Below are 16,962 nucleotides of genomic sequence, written 5' to 3'. Positions count from 1 at the left end.
ACAAAGAGGCAGTAAGAATGAATAAGTATATGTTTCGATGGCCGGTTCGTGTCTACTATGAAGACACCGATGCCGGTGGAGTGGTTTACCACGCCAGCTACGTCGCTTTTTACGAAAGAGCACGCACAGAAATGCTGCGTCATCATCACTTCAGTCAGCAGGTCCTGTTGGCCGAACGTGTAGCCTTTGTGGTGCGCAAGATGACGCTGGAGTATTTTGCGCCTGCCCGGCTCGACGATATGCTCGAAGTCCAAACCGAAATTACGTCAATGCGTGGCACCTCATTGGTTTTCACGCAACGCATTGTCAACGCAGAGAACACCGTGCTGAATGAAGCCGAAGTTCTGATTGTTTGCGTTGATCCACTCAAAATGAAGCCTCGTGCGCTTCCCAAGTCTATTGTCGCGGAGTTTAAGCAGTGACTGACATGAATATCCTTGATTTGTTCCTGAAGGCAAGCCTTCTGGTTAAACTTATCATGTTGATTTTGATTGGTTTCTCAATCGCATCCTGGGCCATTATTATCCAGCGGACCCGTATTCTTAATGCGGCTTCACGTGAAGCCGAAGCATTTGAAGACAAGTTCTGGTCCGGCATTGAATTGTCGCGCCTGTATCAGGAAAGCCAGGGGCGTCGTGATAATCTGGTGGGCTCGGAACAAATTTTCTACAGCGGATTCAAAGAGTTTGCGCGTCTGCATCGGGCGAATAGTCATGCGCCGGAAGCGGTCGTTGAGGGGGCATCCCGTGCGATGCGTATCTCGATGAACCGTGAACTGGAAACGCTGGAAACGCATATTCCATTCCTCGGCACCGTCGGCTCCATCAGCCCGTATATCGGTCTGTTCGGTACCGTTTGGGGGATCATGCACGCATTTATCGCGTTAGGCGCGGTAAAACAGGCAACGCTGCAAATGGTCGCACCGGGTATCGCGGAGGCGTTGATTGCAACGGCTATCGGTCTGTTTGCGGCAATCCCGGCGGTTATGGCTTACAACCGACTGAATCAGCGCGTGAACAAGCTGGAACTGAATTACGACAACTTTATGGAAGAGTTCACCGCGATTCTGCACCGCCAGGCGTTTACCGTTAGCGAGAGCAACAAGGGGTAAGCCATGGCCAGAACGCGTGGACGAGGTCGTCGCGAACTCAAGTCCGAAATCAATATTGTGCCGCTGCTCGACGTACTACTGGTGCTGTTGCTGATCTTTATGGCAACCGCGCCGATTATTACGCAGAGTGTGGAAGTCGACCTGCCGGATGCGACCGAATCGCAAGCTGTCAGTAGTAACGACGAACCGCCGGTCATTATTGAAGTTTCCGGGATAGGGCAATACAGCGTGGTCGTTGAGAAAGATCGTATGGATCAACTGCCGCCGGAGCAGGTTATCGCGGAAGCGAAAAGTCGCCTGCAGACCAATCCGAAAACGGTCTTTTTAATCGGTGGTGCGAAAGACGTGCCTTATGATGAAATAATTAAAGCGCTGAACTTGTTACACAGTGCAGGCGTAAAATCGGTTGGCTTGATGACGCAGCCAATCTGATGACTGCGTTTTGCTGGCTTGAAAGATAGCGCGTAACAGGCGAACAGTTTTTTGGGAACCGAGAGTGTCAAAGGCAACCGAACAAAACGACAAGCTCAAAAGGGCGATAATTATTTCAGCGGTGCTGCATGTCATTTTATTTGCAGCGCTGATCTGGAGTTCGTTCGATGAGCACATTGATGCTTCAGCCGGCGGCGGTGGCGGTTCGTCCATCGACGCCGTTATGGTCGATCCTGGCGCCGTTGTGCAACAGTACGACAGGCAACAGCAACAGCAGGCAAGTGCTAAACGTGCAGAAGAGCAGCGTGAAAAACAGGCGCAGCAGCAAGCTGAGGAACTTCGCGAGAAGCAGGCGGCCGAGCAAGAGCGACTGAAGCAACTTGAAAAAGAACGTTTAGCCGCGCAAGAAAAAGTGCGCGAACAGGCGGAACAGCAGAAACAGGCCGAAGCCGCCGCCGCGAAAGCGCAAGAGCAACAGAAACAGGCTGAAGAAGCTGCGGCGAAGGCTGCTGCAGACGCGAAGGCCAAAGCTGATGCTCAGGCGAAACAAGCGGCAGATGCCGCGAAGAAAGCCGCTGCGGACGCACAGAAAAAAGCAGAGGCTGAAGCCGCTAAAGCCGCCGCTGATGCGAAGAAAATTGCCGAAGCACAAGCTGCTAAGGCTGCCGCAGACGCTGCGAAGAAAGCTCAGGCTGAAGCCGCCAAGCAAGCAGCAGCCGAGAAAGCTGCTGCGGAGAAAGCAGAAAAAGCCGCTGCCGCGAAAGCTGCCGCTGCTGAAAAGGCTGCGGCTGATAAGAAAGCCGCAGCGGAAAAAGCAGCAGCAGATAAAAAAGCTGCAGCCGAGAAAGCCGCTGCCGATAAGAAAGCTGCGGCAGATAAAGCGGCGGCTGCGAAAAAGGCTGCGGCCGAAAAAGCAGCTGCAGCCTCTGGCGTTGACGACTTGTTAGGCGACTTAAGCTCCGGTAAGAATGCACCGAAATCGGGTGGTGGAGCGAAAGGAAACGGTCAACCGGCGAAAGATAGTGGTACAAGTGGTGCAAATGGCGGTGCATCTGGCGCTGATATCAGTGCTTACGCATCTCAAATTCGTAATGCGATCCAGAGCCGTTTGTATGGTGCCGATTTGTATGCGGGTAAATCTTGCGTATTACATATCAAGTTAGCACCCGATGGTCTGTTACTGGATGTGACCGAAGAGGGCGGAGATCCGGCATTGTGTCAGGCTGCGCTGACGGCTGCGAAAACAGCCAGAATTCCTAAACCGCCTAGCCAGGCTGTTTATGAAAAAGTAAAAGATGCCAAGCTGGACTTTAAACTGTAATAACGTCCCTGAGAATTCAGGGGAAACGGTCTAAGGTTGAGACAGCGTTCTGGTAGTTTTGTGTATTTGAGTTTGTTAACATTCTGCTAAATTATCGTGGGCTTTCCGTCCAGATAAGGGAGATATGATGAAGCAGGCATTACGAGTAGCATTTGGTTTTCTGATGCTGTGGGCAGCGGTGCTGCACGCAGAAGTACGTATCGAGATCACCCAGGGGGTGGACTCGGCACGCCCGATTGGTGTTGTCCCATTCCAGTGGGCAGGGCCGGGTGCTGCACCTGAAGATATCGGTGGTATCGTAGGCGCTGACCTGCGTAACAGCGGTAAATTTAATCCGTTAGACCGTTCTCGTCTGCCGCAGCAGCCGGGTACCGCACAGGAAGTTCAACCTGCCGCATGGTCTGCGCTGGGTATTGATGCCGTGGTAGTAGGTCAGGTTACGCCAAATCCGGATGGTTCCTACAGCGTTGCTTATCAACTGGTAGATACCGGTGGCGCACCGGGTACCGTACTGGCACAGAACACCTATAAAGTGAACAAGCAGTGGTTGCGTTACGCGGGCCATACTGCAAGTGACGAAGTGTTTGAAAAACTGACCGGTATTAAAGGTGCATTCCGTACCCGTATCGCTTATGTTGTTCAGACGAACGGCGGCCAGTTCCCGTACGAATTACGTGTATCCGACTACGATGGCTACAACCAGTTCGTGGTACACCGTTCTCCGCAGCCGCTGATGTCTCCGGCATGGTCTCCGGACGGTTCGAAACTAGCATACGTCACTTTCGAAAGCGGTCGTTCTGCGCTGGTTATTCAGACGTTGTCTAATGGCGCGGTTCGTCAGGTAGCGTCGTTCCCACGTCACAACGGTGCACCTGCGTTTTCTCCGGATGGCAGCAAACTGGCGTTTGCCCTGTCTAAAACCGGTAGCCTGAACCTGTATGTCATGGACATTGGTTCCGGTCAGATCCGTCAGGTGACGGATGGTCGCAGCAACAATACGGAACCTACCTGGTTCCCGGACAGCCAAAACCTGGCCTTTACCTCTGACCAGGCCGGTCGTCCGCAGGTATATAAAGTTAACGTCAACGGCGGTGCTCCGCAGCGTATTACCTGGGAAGGTTCGCAAAACCAGGATGCGGATGTGAGCAGCGACGGTAAGTTTATGGTAATGGTAAGCTCAGCCAATGGTCAGCAGCACATTGCCAAACAAGATCTGGTAGCGGGTGGCGTACAAGTCCTGTCGTCAACGTTCCTGGATGAAACGCCAAGTCTGGCACCTAACGGCACTATGGTAATCTACAGCTCTTCTCAGGGGATGGGATCCGTGCTGAATTTGGTTTCTACAGATGGGCGTTTCAAAGCGCGTCTTCCGGCAACTGATGGTCAGGTTAAATTCCCTGCCTGGTCGCCGTATCTGTGATAATAAATAATTGATTAATAAAGGAATCATTGAAATGCAACTGAACAAAGTGCTGAAAGGGCTGATGATTGCTCTGCCTGTTATGGCTATTGCAGCGTGTTCTTCTAACAAGAACGCCAGCAATGACGGCAGCGAAGGCATGCTGGGTGCCGGCACTGGTATGGATGCAAACGGCAGCGGCAACATGTCTTCTGAAGAGCAAGCGCGTCTTCAGATGCAACAGCTGCAGCAGAACAACATCGTTTACTTCGATCTGGACAAGTACGATATCCGTTCTGACTTCGCTGCAATGCTGGATGCTCACGCTAACTTCCTGCGTAGCAACCCGTCTTACAAAGTCACCGTAGAAGGTCATGCGGACGAACGTGGTACTCCTGAGTACAACATCTCCCTGGGTGAGCGTCGTGCGAACGCCGTTAAGATGTACCTGCAGGGTAAAGGCGTTTCTGCTGACCAGATCTCCATCGTTTCTTACGGTAAAGAAAAACCTGCAGTACTGGGTCATGACGAAGCGGCTTACGCCAAAAACCGTCGCGCCGTACTGGTTTACTAAGAGAATTGCATGAGCAGTAACTTCAGACATCACCTGTTGAGTCTGTCGTTACTGGTTGGCATAGCGGCCCCCTGGGCCGCTTTTGCTCAGGCGCCAATCAGTAGTGTCGGCTCAGGCTCGGTCGAAGACCGTGTCACTCAACTCGAGCGTATTTCTAACGCTCACAGTCAGCTTTTAACCCAACTCCAGCAACAACTCTCCGATAATCAGTCCGATATCGATTCCCTGCGTGGTCAAATTCAGGAAAATCAATATCAGCTGAATCAGGTTGTTGAGCGACAGAAGCAGATATTGCTGCAGATGAATAATCTTGGCAGCGGTAGTGCGCCTGCGGCACAGTCTACAGGTGGCGATCAGAGTGGGGCGGCAACCCCTGCACCTGATGCGGGAGTTGCAGCAACGTCAGGGGCTCCCGTGCAAACTGGCGATGCGAATACCGATTACAATGCAGCGATTGCTCTGGTGCAGGATAAATCCCGCCAGGATGACGCGATTGAAGCATTCCAGAACTTCATCAAAAAGTACCCGGACTCTACTTACCTGCCCAATGCGAATTACTGGCTGGGTCAGTTGAATTACAACAAGGGTAAAAAAGATGATGCTGCGTTCTATTTTGCTTCGGTAGTTAAAAACTTCCCCAAATCACCTAAGGCTGCAGACGCGATGTATAAAGTCGGCGTCATCATGCAGGACAAAGGTGACACAGCAAAAGCTAAAGCGGTTTATCAGCAGGTTATCACTAAATATCCTGGCACTGATGGCGCGAAACAAGCGCAAAAACGCCTTGGCGCGATGTAATGACCACCATGCGACCAGAAATCGTGTTATTTCTGGTCGTGTCGTGTGATTCCTAAGCAGTTGAGTTATTTACATCGAAATTTTTGTTGCGCTAAAATCTGAAATCAGTAATATATGCCGCCGTTGCCAAGGGATATCAAACAGCCCGAAAGCGGCGAAAAAAGTGGGGCGTTAGCTCAGTTGGTAGAGCAGTTGACTTTTAATCAATTGGTCGCAGGTTCGAATCCTGCACGCCCCACCACTTAATGCAGTATCCAGCGTAGTATCGGGTGATTAGCTCAGCTGGGAGAGCACCTCCCTTACAAGGAGGGGGTCGGCGGTTCGATCCCGTCATCACCCACCACTCGGGGCGTTAGCTCAGTTGGTAGAGCAGTTGACTTTTAATCAATTGGTCGCAGGTTCGAATCCTGCACGCCCCACCAACTTTAACATTGTACTCAGGTGTTAAACGTGAAGGATAACGTTGCTTTAGCAACGGCCCGTTAGGGCGAGACGAAGTCGAGTCATCCTGCACGCCCCACCAATTCTTATATTGGTGTCGAGTAAAGAATTTTTCAGGTGACATCCGAGCGGGTCGTTAGCTCAGTTGGTAGAGCAGTTGACTTTTAATCAATTGGTCGCAGGTTCGAATCCTGCACGACCCACCATCCTGAATAATTGAAGCAGTAAACCCCATACGGGGGCGTTAGCTCAGTTGGTAGAGCAGTTGACTTTTAATCAATTGGTCGCAGGTTCGAATCCTGCACGCCCCACCAGTGTAAAAAGGCGCCCTAAAGGCGCCTTTTTGCTATCTGCGATTTATAAGATTCGAACCTGCAGCAGGTTCGGGTCGAACGCAGTGAGACAACGGAGCCGTTCACGGCGACGGCCCGAAGGGCAAGCGAAGCGAGTCATCCTGCACGCCCCACCAGTGTAAAAAGGCGCCCTAAAGGCGCCTTTTTGCTATCTGCGATTTATAAGATTCGAACCTGCAGCAGGTTCGGGTCGAACGCAGTGAGACAACGGAGCCGTTCACGGCGACGGCCCGAAGGGCAAGCGAAGCGAGTCATCCTGCACGGCCCACCAGTGTAAAAAGGCGCCCTAAAGGCGCCTTTTTGCTATCTGCGATTTATAAGATTGCCTGATGTCCTTTGCTTATCAGCCTACAGACGACACTATTCGTGTAGGCCGGATAAGACGTCAGACGCCATCCGGCATTCATCACACGCAATTATTGTGACTTTTCTGCGCCAATCCGCTATCTTGTTTAGCATACAAAACAAATCAAACCGAATATGGCGTGCGTCACGCTTTTAATCGGTTATTTCGTTAAGCCAGTGAAACGAGAAAGCAAGATGAGCGTGATGTTTGATCCAGAAGCAGCAATTTATCCGTTTCCGCCGAAGCCAGTACCGCTAAGTGTGGATGAAAAGCAATTTTATCGTGAAAAAATTAAGCGCCTGCTGAAAGAGCGTGATGCCGTTATGGTCGCGCATTATTACACCGATCCTGAAATTCAGCAGTTAGCGGAAGAAACCGGGGGCTGTATTTCTGATTCTCTGGAGATGGCGCGGTTCGGTGCAAAGCATACTGCCTCTACGCTGCTGGTTGCGGGCGTGAGGTTTATGGGAGAAACTGCCAAAATTCTCAGCCCGGAAAAGACCATCCTGATGCCGACCTTACAGGCGGAATGTTCATTAGATCTGGGCTGTCCGATTGACGCGTTCAGCGCATTTTGCGACGCGCATCCGGATCGTACCGTGGTGGTTTACGCCAATACCTCTGCAGCCGTTAAAGCACGTGCGGACTGGGTCGTGACTTCCAGTATTGCGGTTGAACTTATTGAGCATCTTGATAGTTTGGGTGAAAAAATCATCTGGGCTCCGGACAGACATCTGGGTAACTACGTGCAAAAACAGACCGGCGCAGACGTGCTCTGTTGGCAGGGGGCCTGTATCGTCCACGACGAGTTTAAAACCCAGGCCTTAACACGCATGAAAGGGCTTTACCCTGATGCCGCGGTGCTGGTGCACCCGGAGTCCCCTCAGTCTATCGTTGATATGGCAGATGCGGTTGGCTCAACCAGCCAGCTCATCAACGCGGCTAAATCGTTACCGCATAAGCAGTTGATTGTGGCGACTGACCGGGGCATTTTTTACAAAATGCAGCAGGCCGTTCCGGATAAAGAGCTGCTTGAAGCTCCGACGGCTGGCGAGGGGGCAACCTGTCGCAGCTGTGCGCATTGTCCGTGGATGGCGATGAATGGCCTGAAAGCGATTGCTGAGGGCCTGGAACATGGCGGCGCGGCTCATGAGATACATGTTGAGGACTCGCTGAGAGAAGGGGCGCTGTTGCCGTTAAACCGTATGTTGGAATTTGCGGCTACACTTCGAGCGTAATTATTTATTTTTGCTCTGGGGGAAAAGATGGACTTTTTTAGCACGCAGAACATTCTGGTACATATTCCGATTGGCGCGGGTGGTTACGATTTGTCGTGGATCGAAGCCGTGGGAACGATCGCCGGGTTGCTGTGTATTGGCCTGGCGAGCCTTGAGAAAATCAGCAATTACTTCTTCGGTCTGATAAACGTCACGCTGTTTGCAATTATCTTCTTTCAGATCCAGCTCTATGCCAGCTTGTTGCTGCAAGTTTTCTTCTTTGCCGCAAATATCTACGGCTGGTATGCCTGGTCCCGGCAAACCAACCAGCATGAAGCGGAACTGAAAATTCGCTGGCTACCGCTTCCAAAAGCGATCGGCTGGCTGGCGGCTTGCGTGGTGGCGATCGGCCTGATGTCGATCTATATCGATCCGGTCTTTGCGTTCCTGACAGGCATTGCAGTGAATATTATGCAGGCATTGGGATTACAGGTTGTTGTGCCTGAACTACAACCCGATGCATTCCCGTTCTGGGACTCCTGCATGATGGTGCTGTCGATTGCGGCGATGATCCTGATGACGCGCAAATACGTTGAAAACTGGTTGCTGTGGGTGATCATTAACGTCATTAGCGTTGTGATCTTTGCCCTGCAAGGCGTATATGCCATGTCGCTGGAATATATGATCCTGACGGTTATCGCCCTGAACGGTAGCAGGATGTGGATTAACAGTGCACGTGAGCGGGGTTCCCACGCGCTTTCTCATTAATGGTGATGATGTGAATGGCCGGACACGCCCTGATACAGGTGACAGTCCGGCCCATTGCACGGCTGATACTCCATTTGGATTGTGGCGTGTTCAATCTGGTAGTGATGGATAAGGAAATGCTGAATACGCTCCAGCAACGCATCGTGATCGTGTGGCGGGATCACCTGAACATGCAGTGTCATTACCGGTTTTTCGCCCACCATCCAGACATGGACATGGTGAACGTTGCGGACTTCAGGAATATCCCGGCTGAGATGGCGCTGCAGTGCGGCGATATCCAGCGTCAGCGGGGCACCTTCCAGTAATTCATTAACGCTATCTTTTAGCAATCGCCAGGCGCTACGCAGCACCAGCACGGAAACCAGAATCGAGAGAATTGGGTCCGCGGGTGTCCAGCCCGTCCAGATAATAATCAGCGCAGCGATGATTGCCCCGACAGAGCCGAGTAAATCGCCCATCACATGCAGCGCCGCGGCGCGGACGTTCAGATTTTTCTCTTCACTGCCGCGATGTAAAACCCAAAAAGCGAGCACGTTGGCCAGTAGACCCGCGACAGCAATAACCATCATCATGCCGCCAGCCACGGGGCGAGGTGTCTGGAAGCGCTCAATCGCCTCCCAGACGATTAAAATGGTGATAACGACCAATGCGATGGCATTAACAAATGCGGCCAGCGTCGTGAGCCTCAGCCAGCCGAAGGTGTGTCGTATTGTGGGCGGGCGACGGGAAAACCGGACGGCCAGCAGCGCGAAAAGCAGCGCCGCAGCATCCGTGAGCATATGCCCGGCGTCGGCCAGCAAGGCCAGTGAACCAGAAAGTATTCCACCCACCACTTCAACCAACATAAATCCGGCTGTAATGCAGAATGCGAACATCAGTCGGCGGGCATTATTGTCCTTGGGTTGCTCAGAGGAAGTATGAGTATGTGCGTGCGCCATTATGCCATCCCTTTGTTATTCTCATCTTTACTGTATGCCATCATACCGTTTTTGGGATGATAAAATTAAAAAGGAGAGCTATTGCTCTCCCGTTATTAGCTTTAATTTCAGCGTTACTGCGTGGTGCCATCAGTTTTTGTGTCAACATCATTGTTGATGCCGTTTCCGGTCTCAACCTTCTTATTCACATCAGGGCAGCGACCGTCCTTACACATCGTGTTTTTGTGCATCTCATCTTTGGTCATCCCTTCATGGTTCATTGATGAACCGTCCGGGTGCAGCATTGTGCCTCCTGAATTCACGTTACTGTTGTCGACATTATTTGGCGCCACGTTTTCGCGGGCGTCTGGGGCGATTTGTCCTGCATCAGCCGAGGAATTTGCCTGACCGTTATTGGACTGCGCGTTGCTTTCAGCAGCCAGTGCCGCGCCGCTGGCGAGGCTGAGTGTAGCGGTAAGGAAGAGTGAAGCCAGCTTTGTCATATGCATAATATGCTCCTGTTAAGGTCGATATGTCGGATAACGTCTTCCAACAGTGCATGTGCCAGTTACATCATTAATATGTGGTTAATCGTTTTGCTATGGAAATTAAAACCAGCATAGAATCTTGAAATCTATGAAAATTAAAGCTGTTACAGTTAGAAATTGTAGTTTGGATCTCGTTTTTCGCTACTTTATTGCGTTTTTTTGGCCAATTCCAGGATTAATCCGTCCAAAGTGTAAAACCCCGTTTACACTTTATGACTGAAGATATAGATTGGAGGGATTGCATTCATTTATATAAGTATGGCAACGCTGGAATAATCATGAATTATCAGAACGACGATTTACGCATTAAAGAGATCAACGAGTTATTACCACCAGTCGCACTGCTGGAAAAATTCCCCGCTACTGAAAATGCTGCCAATACGGTGGCTCATGCCCGTAAGGCGATTCATAAAATTCTGAAAGGGAGCGACGATCGCCTTCTGGTGGTGATTGGGCCGTGCTCTATTCATGATCCGGCAGCTGCCAAAGAGTATGCCACTCGTCTGCTGGCGCTGCGCGAAGCGTTAAAAGGTGAGCTTGAAATCGTCATGCGCGTCTATTTTGAAAAACCGCGTACCACCGTTGGCTGGAAAGGGCTTATCAACGACCCGCACATGGACAACAGCTTCCAGATCAATGATGGGCTGCGCATTGCGCGTAAACTGCTGCTGGATATCAACGACAGCGGATTGCCGACTGCGGGTGAATTCCTCGATATGATCACCCCACAATATCTCGCCGATCTGATGAGCTGGGGCGCGATTGGGGCACGTACAACAGAATCTCAGGTGCACCGCGAGCTGGCATCGGGTCTGTCCTGCCCGGTTGGTTTTAAAAACGGTACCGATGGCACCATCAAAGTGGCGATTGATGCAATCAACGCTGCTGGGGCACCGCACTGCTTCCTGTCTGTCACCAAATGGGGTCATTCAGCGATCGTGAATACCAGTGGTAATGGCGATTGCCATATCATTCTGCGCGGTGGCAAAGAGCCGAACTACAGTGCTCAGCACGTTGCGGACGTGAAAGAAGGCCTGGTCAAAGCAGGACTCTCTGCGCAAGTGATGATCGACTTCAGCCATGCCAACTCCAGCAAGCAGTTCAAAAAGCAGATGGATGTTGCTAAGGATGTTTGCGGACAAGTCGCCGGTGGCGAAAAAGCAATTATTGGCGTGATGATCGAAAGCCATTTGGTGGAAGGTAATCAGAATCCGGATAGCGGTGAGCCGCTGACCTACGGTAAGAGCATCACCGACGCCTGCATTGGTTGGGAAGATACCGATGCGGTGTTGCGTCAACTGGCGGATGCGGTAAAAGCGCGTCGCGGTTAACCAAGTCCCGTAGGCCTGAGAAGCGTAGCGCCATCAGGCATTCCGGTGCAGACTATCGGATGGGGCGATGCCTTATCCGGCCTACATTTTCTGGTAGGGCCGAAATAAAAAAGCGTGGAGAAATCCACGCTTTTTCTTTAACTTACCGCGAAAATTACTTCGCTTTACCCTGGTTCGCAACGGCCGCCGCTTTTGCTGCGATCTCGTCAGCGTTACCCAGATAGTAGTGTTTGATCGGCTTGAAGTTTTCGTCGAACTCATACACCAGCGGTACGCCGGTCGGGATGTTCAGTTCAAGGATCTCATCTTCGCCCATGTTATCAAGGTATTTAACCAGCGCACGCAGAGAGTTACCGTGAGCGGCGATAATTACGCGCTCACCGCTTTTCATGCGCGGCAGAATGGTTTCATTCCAGTAAGGGATAACGCGATCGATGGTCAGCGCCAGGCTTTCGGTAACTGGTAACTCTTTGTCGGTCAGCTTCGCATAACGCGGATCGTGACCCGGGTAACGCTCGTCGTCTTTGGTCAGTTCCGGCGGGGTAACCGCAAAGCCGCGACGCCACTGCTTAACCTGCTCATCACCGTATTTTTCCGCGGTTTCTGCTTTGTTCAAACCCTGCAGCGCACCGTAATGGCGTTCGTTCAGTTTCCAGGATTTCTCAACCGGCAGCCAGGCCTGATCCAGTTCGTCCAGTACGTTCCACAGGGTGTGGATGGCACGTTTCAGCACAGAAGTATAAGCAAAATCGAAGCTGTAGCCTTCCTCTTTCAGCAGTTTTCCTGCCGCTTTTGCTTCGCCAACGCCTTTCTCGGACAGATCAACATCATACCAACCGGTAAAACGGTTTTCGTTGTTCCACTGACTTTCACCGTGACGTACCAGAACCAGCTTAGTTACAGCCATACATTCACTCCTATAAATCATATCGAATGATAATAATTCTCATTATATTGCCGTAATGTGTAAGCGGCAATGCTTACGCATAACCATAGCGAAAATAGCGCTACAGTGTAAGGTTCTTGTGAACTCAAGGTTGCGATTTTGTCTTTGAGTGGTGGGGATTTGAGCGGTTCTACTGTGATTAACAAGCACCAGGCCCGAAAAGTTACGTCATCGGGCCTGGGAGGGGAAACGATCAAGCTGGAATAAACTGATATTCCGTCACGCTGGCATACTCTTCACCCGGACGCAGGAAGCAATCCGCCTGTGGCCACTCAGGGTGGTTCGGGCTGTCCGGCAGAAATTCACTTTCCAGTGCCAGGCCTTGCCAGTCTTCGTAGGCCTCTGGCCCGCGGGAAGGCGTACCACCGAGGAAATTACCGGAGTAAAACTGCAATGCCGGGGCCGAGGTGTAGACCACCATCTGCAGTTTTTCATCCTGCGACCACAACTGAGCGACCGGCGTACGCGCATTGCCCTGTGCCTGAAGCAGGAAGGCGTGATCGTAACCTTTCACCTTACGCTGATCGTCATCGGCCAGAAATTCACTACTGATGATTTTAGGGGTGCGGAAATCGAACGTGCTACCGGCGACGGATTTCAGTCCATCATGCGGGATACCCATTTCGTCAACCGGTAAGTACTCGTCCGCCAGAATTTGCAGCTTATGCTGGCGCACATCCGTTTTATCGCCGTCGAGGTTAAAATAGACGTGATTTGTCAGATTCACCGGGCAGGGTTTATCGACCGTGGCACGATAAGTTATCGAAATACGATTATCATCAGTCAGGCGATACTGCGCGGTGGCGCAAAGATGGCCTGGGAAGCCCTGATCGCCATCGTCAGACGTTAAGGCGAACAGCACCTGACGGTCATTCTGATTGACTATCTGCCAGCGACGTTTGTCGAAACCGTCCGGTCCGCCGTGCAGTTGGTTATTGCCCTGACTTGGCAGTAATTCAACGGTTTCGCCAGCAAAGGTATATCGGCTGTTGGCGATACGGTTCGCGTAGCGGCCAATCGAAGCCCCCAGAAATGCAGCCTGTTCCGGGTATTGTTCCGGACTGGCGCAGCCGAGTAATGCTTCGCGCACGCTACCATCGCTAAGCGGAATACGCGCAGAGAGCAGGGTCGCGCCCCAGTCCATGAGCGTGACTACCATCCCTGCGTCATTGCGCAGGGTGAGCAGGCGAAACGGTTGACCGTCCGGAGCCTGCACGGGGATTTCGTTTAACATTGTCCGGCTCCTTGTGAAGGTTTGCAGACGTAGAATGTTTCTTTAATACCGGTTTTTGCCTCGTACTGTGTGGCGACAGCCTGCTGTACGGCAGGAACCAAATCTTGCGGGATCAGCGCCACGATGCAGCCGCCGAAGCCGCCGCCAGTCATCCGCACACCGCCTTTATCACCGATGGTCGCTTTGACAATCTCTACCAGCGTATCAATTTGCGGCACCGTGATTTCAAAGTCATCGCGCATTGAGGCGTGAGATTCCGCCATCAGCTGGCCCATGCGCAGCAGGTCGCCTTTTTCCAGTGCCTGTGCGGCTTCAACGGTACGCGCATTTTCCGTGATGACGTGGCGCACGCGTTTGGCAACAATCGGATCCAGCTCGTGGGCGACAGCGTTAAACGCTTCGAGGCTGACATCACGCAGCGCTGGCTGCTGGAAGAAACGCGCGCCAGTTTCACACTGTTCGCGACGGGTGTTGTATTCGCTACCGACCAGCGTGCGTTTAAAGTTGCTGTTGATGATCACCACCGCTACACCCTCGGGCATAGAAACGGCTTTGGTGCCCAGCGTACGGCAGTCGATCAGCAGCGCATGATCTTTCTTGCCAAGTGCGGAGATCAGCTGATCCATGATGCCGCAGTTACAACCGACAAACTGGTTTTCAGCTTCCTGGCCATTCAGGGCAATCTGCGCGCCGTCGAGCGGCAGATGATAGAGCTGCTGGAATACCGTACCAACAGCGACTTCCAGTGAGGCAGAAGAGCTTAAGCCCGCACCCTGCGGGACATTACCGCTGATCACCAGATCCGCGCCGCCAAAGGCGTTATTGCGCTTTTGCAGATGCTTTACCACGCCACGCACGTAGTTTGACCACTGCTGGCTGTCGTGGGCGATAATCGGCGCATCGAGAGAGAACTCATCAACCTGATTGTCGTAATCAGCGGCGATGACGCGTACTTTTCGATCGTCGCGCGCCGCGCAACTGATGACGGTTTGATAGTCGATGGCGCAGGGCAGAACGAAGCCGTCGTTATAATCGGTATGTTCGCCGATCAGGTTTACACGACCCGGTGCCTGAATAGTATGGGTGGCAGGGTAGCCAAACGTTTCTGTAAACAGAGATTGTGTTTTTTCTTTCAGACTCATTATTTACACTCCGGATTCGCGAAAATGGATGTCGCTGACCGCACGCAGTCGCTCAGCCGCTTGTTCTGCGGTCAGATCTCGCTGGGTTTCTGCCAGCATTTCATAACCGACCATAAATTTACGCACGGTCGCGGAACGCAGCAGCGGCGGGTAAAAGTGCGCGTGCAACTGCCAGTGTTCGTTTTCTTCACCGTTAAACGGCGCGCCGTGCCAGCCCATGGAGTAGGGGAATGAGCACTGGAACAGGTTGTCGTAACGACTGGTCAGTTTTTTCAACGCCAGCGCCAGGTCAGCACGCTGCTCGTTGGTCAAATCGGTAATACGCAGCACATGCGCTTTCGGCAGCAGCAGCGTTTCGAACGGCCACGCGGCCCAGTAAGGGACAACCGCCAGCCAGTGCTCAGTTTCAACGACCGTACGGCTGCCGTCTGCCAGTTCACGCTGGACGTAATCAACGAGCATCGGCGCGCCCTGTTCGGCGAAGTATGCTTTCTGTAGGCGATTTTCACGTTCAGCTTCGTTGGGCAAAAAGCTGTTGGCCCAAATTTGACCGTGCGGGTGCGGGTTCGAGCACCCCATCGCCGCGCCTTTATTCTCAAATACCTGCACCCAGGGATAGGTTTTCCCTAAGTCTTCGGTCTGCTCCTGCCACGTTTTTACGATTTCTGTCAGCGCAGGGACACTGAGTTCTGGCAGCGTTTTGCTGTGATCGGGGGAGAAGCAAATTACGCGGCTGGTACCGCGCGCGCTCTGGCAACGCATCAACGGATCGTGACTGTCTGGCGCGTCCGGGGTATCGGACATCAGCGCCGCAAAATCATTGGTAAAAACATAGGTTCCGGTGTAATCCGGATTTACATCACCGGTAACGCGCGTATTGCCAGCACACAGGAAACAGTCCGGGTCATGTGCAGGCAGTACCTGCTTAGACGGGGTTTCCTGCGCCCCTTGCCACGGGCGTTTGGCGCGATGCGGTGATACGAGGATCCACTGCCCGGTGAGCGGGTTAAAACGGCGATGTGGATGATCGACAGGATTGAATTGCGTCATGATTGGTCCTTAATCCGAATATCCTTGCGGGTGGCGTGACTGCCAGTGCCAGGTGTCTTGTGCCATTTCATCCAGTGTACGGGTCACGCGCCAGTTGAGCTCGCGATCGGCTTTGCTGGCATCTGCCCAGTAAGCCGGAAGATCGCCATCACGGCGCGGGGCGAAATGGTAATTAATGGGTTTACCGCAGGCTTTGCTGAAGGCGTTGACCACGTCCAGTACGCTGCTGCCGATGCCTGCTCCGAGGTTGTAAATATGCACACCCTGTTTGCCCGCCAGTTTTTCCATTGCGACGACGTGGCCGTCGGCGAGATCCATCACGTGGATGTAGTCGCGAACGCCGGTGCCATCTTCAGTTGGGTAGTCGTTGCCAAATATGGCAAGGGACTCGCGGCGGCCTACGGCAACTTGTGCGATGTAAGGCATCAGGTTGTTGGGAATACCTTGCGGATCTTCCCCCATATCGCCCGACGGATGAGCACCAACCGGGTTAAAGTAGCGCAGTAAGGCGATACTCCAGTCGGGGTGTGCTTTTTGCAGGTCGGTCAGGATTTGTTCTACCATCAGCTTGCTTTTGCCGTACGGACTTTGCGGCGTGCCGGTAGGGAAGCTTTCAACGTAAGGAATTTGCGGCTGATCTCCATAGACGGTCGCGGAGGAGCTGAAAATGAAGTTTTTCACGTTGGCGGCGCGCATTGCATTCACCAGACGCAGGGTGCCATTGACGTTGTTGTCATAGTACTCCAACGGCTTGGCAACGGATTCTCCAACGGCTTTTAAACCCGCAAAATGAATGACCGTGTCAATGGCATGATCGTGTAGAATTTCGGTTATCAGCGCTTCGTTACGGATATCCCCTTCCACGAAGGTCGGCTGCTTGCCACCTAAACGCTCAATGACGGGCAAAACGCTGCGTTTGCTGTTGCAGAGATTGTCCAGGATCACCACCTCGTGACCGTTTTTCAACAACTGCACGCAAGTGTGGCTTCCAATGTAACCGCTACCACCTGTAACCAATACTCTCATAATTCGCT

The 16,962-nt window shown here is 52.4% G+C and carries 17 protein-coding genes, 5 tRNA genes and 2 other RNA genes; 17 read left to right on the top strand and 7 right to left on the bottom strand.

Annotated elements, in window-relative coordinates:
* The first annotated feature begins 17 nt into the window (after positions 1-17).
* From ybgC to pnuC, 16 genes are all read left to right on the top strand, one after another.
* The gene (ybgC, locus tag OGV93_RS05810; RefSeq protein ID WP_003831439.1) at positions 18-422 is read left to right on the top strand and encodes a tol-pal system-associated acyl-CoA thioesterase; all 405 of its coding nucleotides are present in this window, start codon (positions 18-20) and stop codon (positions 420-422) included.
* Entirely contained in the window at positions 419-1,111 is a 693-nt protein-coding gene (tolQ, locus tag OGV93_RS05805; protein ID WP_016152312.1) for a Tol-Pal system protein TolQ, read from the top strand. The genes ybgC and tolQ overlap by 4 nt, the downstream gene beginning before the upstream one ends.
* Positions 1,112-1,114: 3 nt before the next feature.
* Positions 1,115-1,543 (top strand): colicin uptake protein TolR, encoded by a 429-nt coding sequence (gene tolR / locus OGV93_RS05800; protein ID WP_003022978.1) that lies wholly within the window; start codon positions 1,115-1,117, stop codon positions 1,541-1,543.
* Positions 1,544-1,607: 64 nt separating this feature from the next.
* Positions 1,608-2,864 (top strand): cell envelope integrity protein TolA, encoded by a 1,257-nt coding sequence (gene tolA, locus OGV93_RS05795; RefSeq protein WP_016152313.1) that lies wholly within the window; start codon positions 1,608-1,610, stop codon positions 2,862-2,864.
* Positions 2,865-2,991: 127 nt separating this feature from the next.
* Complete coding sequence (tolB, locus tag OGV93_RS05790) at positions 2,992-4,284, top strand: Tol-Pal system beta propeller repeat protein TolB (RefSeq protein WP_003022981.1); 1,293 nt, start codon at positions 2,992-2,994, stop codon at positions 4,282-4,284.
* Positions 4,285-4,318: 34 nt separating this feature from the next.
* A complete protein-coding gene (gene pal / locus OGV93_RS05785) occupies positions 4,319-4,837 on the top strand; it encodes a peptidoglycan-associated lipoprotein Pal (RefSeq protein WP_003022983.1) in 519 nt (172 codons plus the stop codon).
* 9 nt (positions 4,838-4,846) lie between these two features.
* A complete protein-coding gene (gene cpoB, locus OGV93_RS05780) occupies positions 4,847-5,635 on the top strand; it encodes a cell division protein CpoB (RefSeq protein WP_047359468.1) in 789 nt (262 codons plus the stop codon).
* 165 nt (positions 5,636-5,800) lie between these two features.
* A tRNA-Lys gene (locus OGV93_RS05775) sits at positions 5,801-5,876 on the top strand.
* Positions 5,877-5,902: 26 nt separating this feature from the next.
* Positions 5,903-5,978, top strand: a tRNA-Val gene (locus tag OGV93_RS05770).
* A gap of 3 nt (positions 5,979-5,981) precedes the next feature.
* Positions 5,982-6,057: transfer RNA gene (locus tag OGV93_RS05765), tRNA-Lys, on the top strand.
* Between the two features lie 149 nt (positions 6,058-6,206).
* Positions 6,207-6,282 (top strand) — tRNA-Lys (locus OGV93_RS05760).
* Between the two features lie 32 nt (positions 6,283-6,314).
* A tRNA-Lys gene (locus tag OGV93_RS05755) sits at positions 6,315-6,390 on the top strand.
* Between the two features lie 29 nt (positions 6,391-6,419).
* Positions 6,420-6,545, top strand: a non-coding RNA gene (locus OGV93_RS05750) — RtT sRNA.
* A gap of 29 nt (positions 6,546-6,574) precedes the next feature.
* A non-coding RNA gene (locus tag OGV93_RS05745) (RtT sRNA) lies at positions 6,575-6,700 on the top strand.
* Positions 6,701-6,969: 269 nt separating this feature from the next.
* Positions 6,970-8,013: a quinolinate synthase NadA gene (nadA, locus tag OGV93_RS05740; RefSeq protein WP_053389683.1), complete on the top strand. Its 1,044-nt coding sequence runs from the start codon at positions 6,970-6,972 to the stop codon at positions 8,011-8,013.
* A gap of 27 nt (positions 8,014-8,040) precedes the next feature.
* Positions 8,041-8,760 (top strand): nicotinamide riboside transporter PnuC, encoded by a 720-nt coding sequence (pnuC, locus tag OGV93_RS05735; RefSeq protein WP_016152316.1) that lies wholly within the window; start codon positions 8,041-8,043, stop codon positions 8,758-8,760.
* Here pnuC and zitB read toward each other — a convergent pair.
* Positions 8,757-9,698, bottom strand: coding sequence for a CDF family zinc transporter ZitB (zitB, locus tag OGV93_RS05730; protein ID WP_019076308.1), 942 nt, complete (start codon positions 9,696-9,698; stop codon positions 8,757-8,759). The genes pnuC and zitB overlap by 4 nt on opposite strands.
* A gap of 113 nt (positions 9,699-9,811) precedes the next feature.
* The gene (locus tag OGV93_RS05725) at positions 9,812-10,186 is read right to left on the bottom strand and encodes a YbgS-like family protein (protein ID WP_016156018.1); all 375 of its coding nucleotides are present in this window, start codon (positions 10,184-10,186) and stop codon (positions 9,812-9,814) included.
* A gap of 317 nt (positions 10,187-10,503) precedes the next feature.
* Here OGV93_RS05725 and aroG point away from each other — a divergent pair, with 317 nt between their 5' ends.
* Positions 10,504-11,556 (top strand): 3-deoxy-7-phosphoheptulonate synthase AroG, encoded by a 1,053-nt coding sequence (aroG, locus tag OGV93_RS05720; protein WP_016152319.1) that lies wholly within the window; start codon positions 10,504-10,506, stop codon positions 11,554-11,556.
* A gap of 154 nt (positions 11,557-11,710) precedes the next feature.
* Here aroG and gpmA read toward each other — a convergent pair whose 3' ends face one another.
* The 5 genes from gpmA to galE form a co-directional block, all read right to left on the bottom strand.
* Positions 11,711-12,463: a 2,3-diphosphoglycerate-dependent phosphoglycerate mutase gene (gene gpmA, locus OGV93_RS05715; RefSeq protein ID WP_003022999.1), complete on the bottom strand. Its 753-nt coding sequence runs from the start codon at positions 12,461-12,463 to the stop codon at positions 11,711-11,713.
* 232 nt (positions 12,464-12,695) lie between these two features.
* Positions 12,696-13,736 (bottom strand): galactose-1-epimerase, encoded by a 1,041-nt coding sequence (gene galM, locus OGV93_RS05710; protein ID WP_019076309.1) that lies wholly within the window; start codon positions 13,734-13,736, stop codon positions 12,696-12,698.
* On the bottom strand, positions 13,730-14,878 hold the full coding sequence (gene galK / locus OGV93_RS05705; RefSeq protein WP_080859023.1) for a galactokinase: 1,149 nt from the start codon (positions 14,876-14,878) through the stop codon (positions 13,730-13,732). The genes galM and galK overlap by 7 nt, the downstream gene beginning before the upstream one ends.
* 3 nt (positions 14,879-14,881) lie before the next feature.
* On the bottom strand, positions 14,882-15,928 hold the full coding sequence (gene galT / locus OGV93_RS05700; protein WP_016156021.1) for a galactose-1-phosphate uridylyltransferase: 1,047 nt from the start codon (positions 15,926-15,928) through the stop codon (positions 14,882-14,884).
* A 9-nt stretch (positions 15,929-15,937) separates the two neighbouring features.
* The gene (galE, locus tag OGV93_RS05695) at positions 15,938-16,954 is read right to left on the bottom strand and encodes a UDP-glucose 4-epimerase GalE (RefSeq protein WP_016152323.1); all 1,017 of its coding nucleotides are present in this window, start codon (positions 16,952-16,954) and stop codon (positions 15,938-15,940) included.
* Positions 16,955-16,962: the final 8 nt, after the last annotated feature.

Source organism: Citrobacter sp. Cb031 (genome assembly GCF_030336725.1).
Taxonomy (GTDB): Bacteria; Pseudomonadota; Gammaproteobacteria; order Enterobacterales; family Enterobacteriaceae; genus Citrobacter; species Citrobacter braakii.
Note: the sequence above shows the minus strand (reverse complement) of the source record. Positions and strands in the feature narration are given on the sequence as shown.

Bases quoted from the DNA above. Each gene is read 5' to 3' on its own strand.
- ybgC (WP_003831439.1), top strand. From the start codon at position 18: ATGAATAAGTATATGTTTCGATGGCCGGTTCGTGTCTACTATGAAGAC.
- tolR (WP_003022978.1), top strand. From the start codon at position 1,115: ATGGCCAGAACGCGTGGACGAGGTCGTCGCGAACTCAAGTCCGAAATC.
- tolB (WP_003022981.1), top strand. From the start codon at position 2,992: ATGAAGCAGGCATTACGAGTAGCATTTGGTTTTCTGATGCTGTGGGCA.
- pal (WP_003022983.1), top strand. From the start codon at position 4,319: ATGCAACTGAACAAAGTGCTGAAAGGGCTGATGATTGCTCTGCCTGTT.
- cpoB (WP_047359468.1), top strand. From the start codon at position 4,847: ATGAGCAGTAACTTCAGACATCACCTGTTGAGTCTGTCGTTACTGGTT.
- nadA (WP_053389683.1), top strand. From the start codon at position 6,970: ATGAGCGTGATGTTTGATCCAGAAGCAGCAATTTATCCGTTTCCGCCG.
- pnuC (WP_016152316.1), top strand. From the start codon at position 8,041: ATGGACTTTTTTAGCACGCAGAACATTCTGGTACATATTCCGATTGGC.
- zitB (WP_019076308.1), bottom strand. From the start codon at position 9,698: ATGGCGCACGCACATACTCATACTTCCTCTGAGCAACCCAAGGACAAT.
- OGV93_RS05725 (WP_016156018.1), bottom strand. From the start codon at position 10,186: ATGCATATGACAAAGCTGGCTTCACTCTTCCTTACCGCTACACTCAGC.
- aroG (WP_016152319.1), top strand. From the start codon at position 10,504: ATGAATTATCAGAACGACGATTTACGCATTAAAGAGATCAACGAGTTA.
- gpmA (WP_003022999.1), bottom strand. From the start codon at position 12,463: ATGGCTGTAACTAAGCTGGTTCTGGTACGTCACGGTGAAAGTCAGTGG.
- galM (WP_019076309.1), bottom strand. From the start codon at position 13,736: ATGTTAAACGAAATCCCCGTGCAGGCTCCGGACGGTCAACCGTTTCGC.
- galK (WP_080859023.1), bottom strand. From the start codon at position 14,878: ATGAGTCTGAAAGAAAAAACACAATCTCTGTTTACAGAAACGTTTGGC.
- galT (WP_016156021.1), bottom strand. From the start codon at position 15,928: ATGACGCAATTCAATCCTGTCGATCATCCACATCGCCGTTTTAACCCG.
- galE (WP_016152323.1), bottom strand. From the start codon at position 16,954: ATGAGAGTATTGGTTACAGGTGGTAGCGGTTACATTGGAAGCCACACT.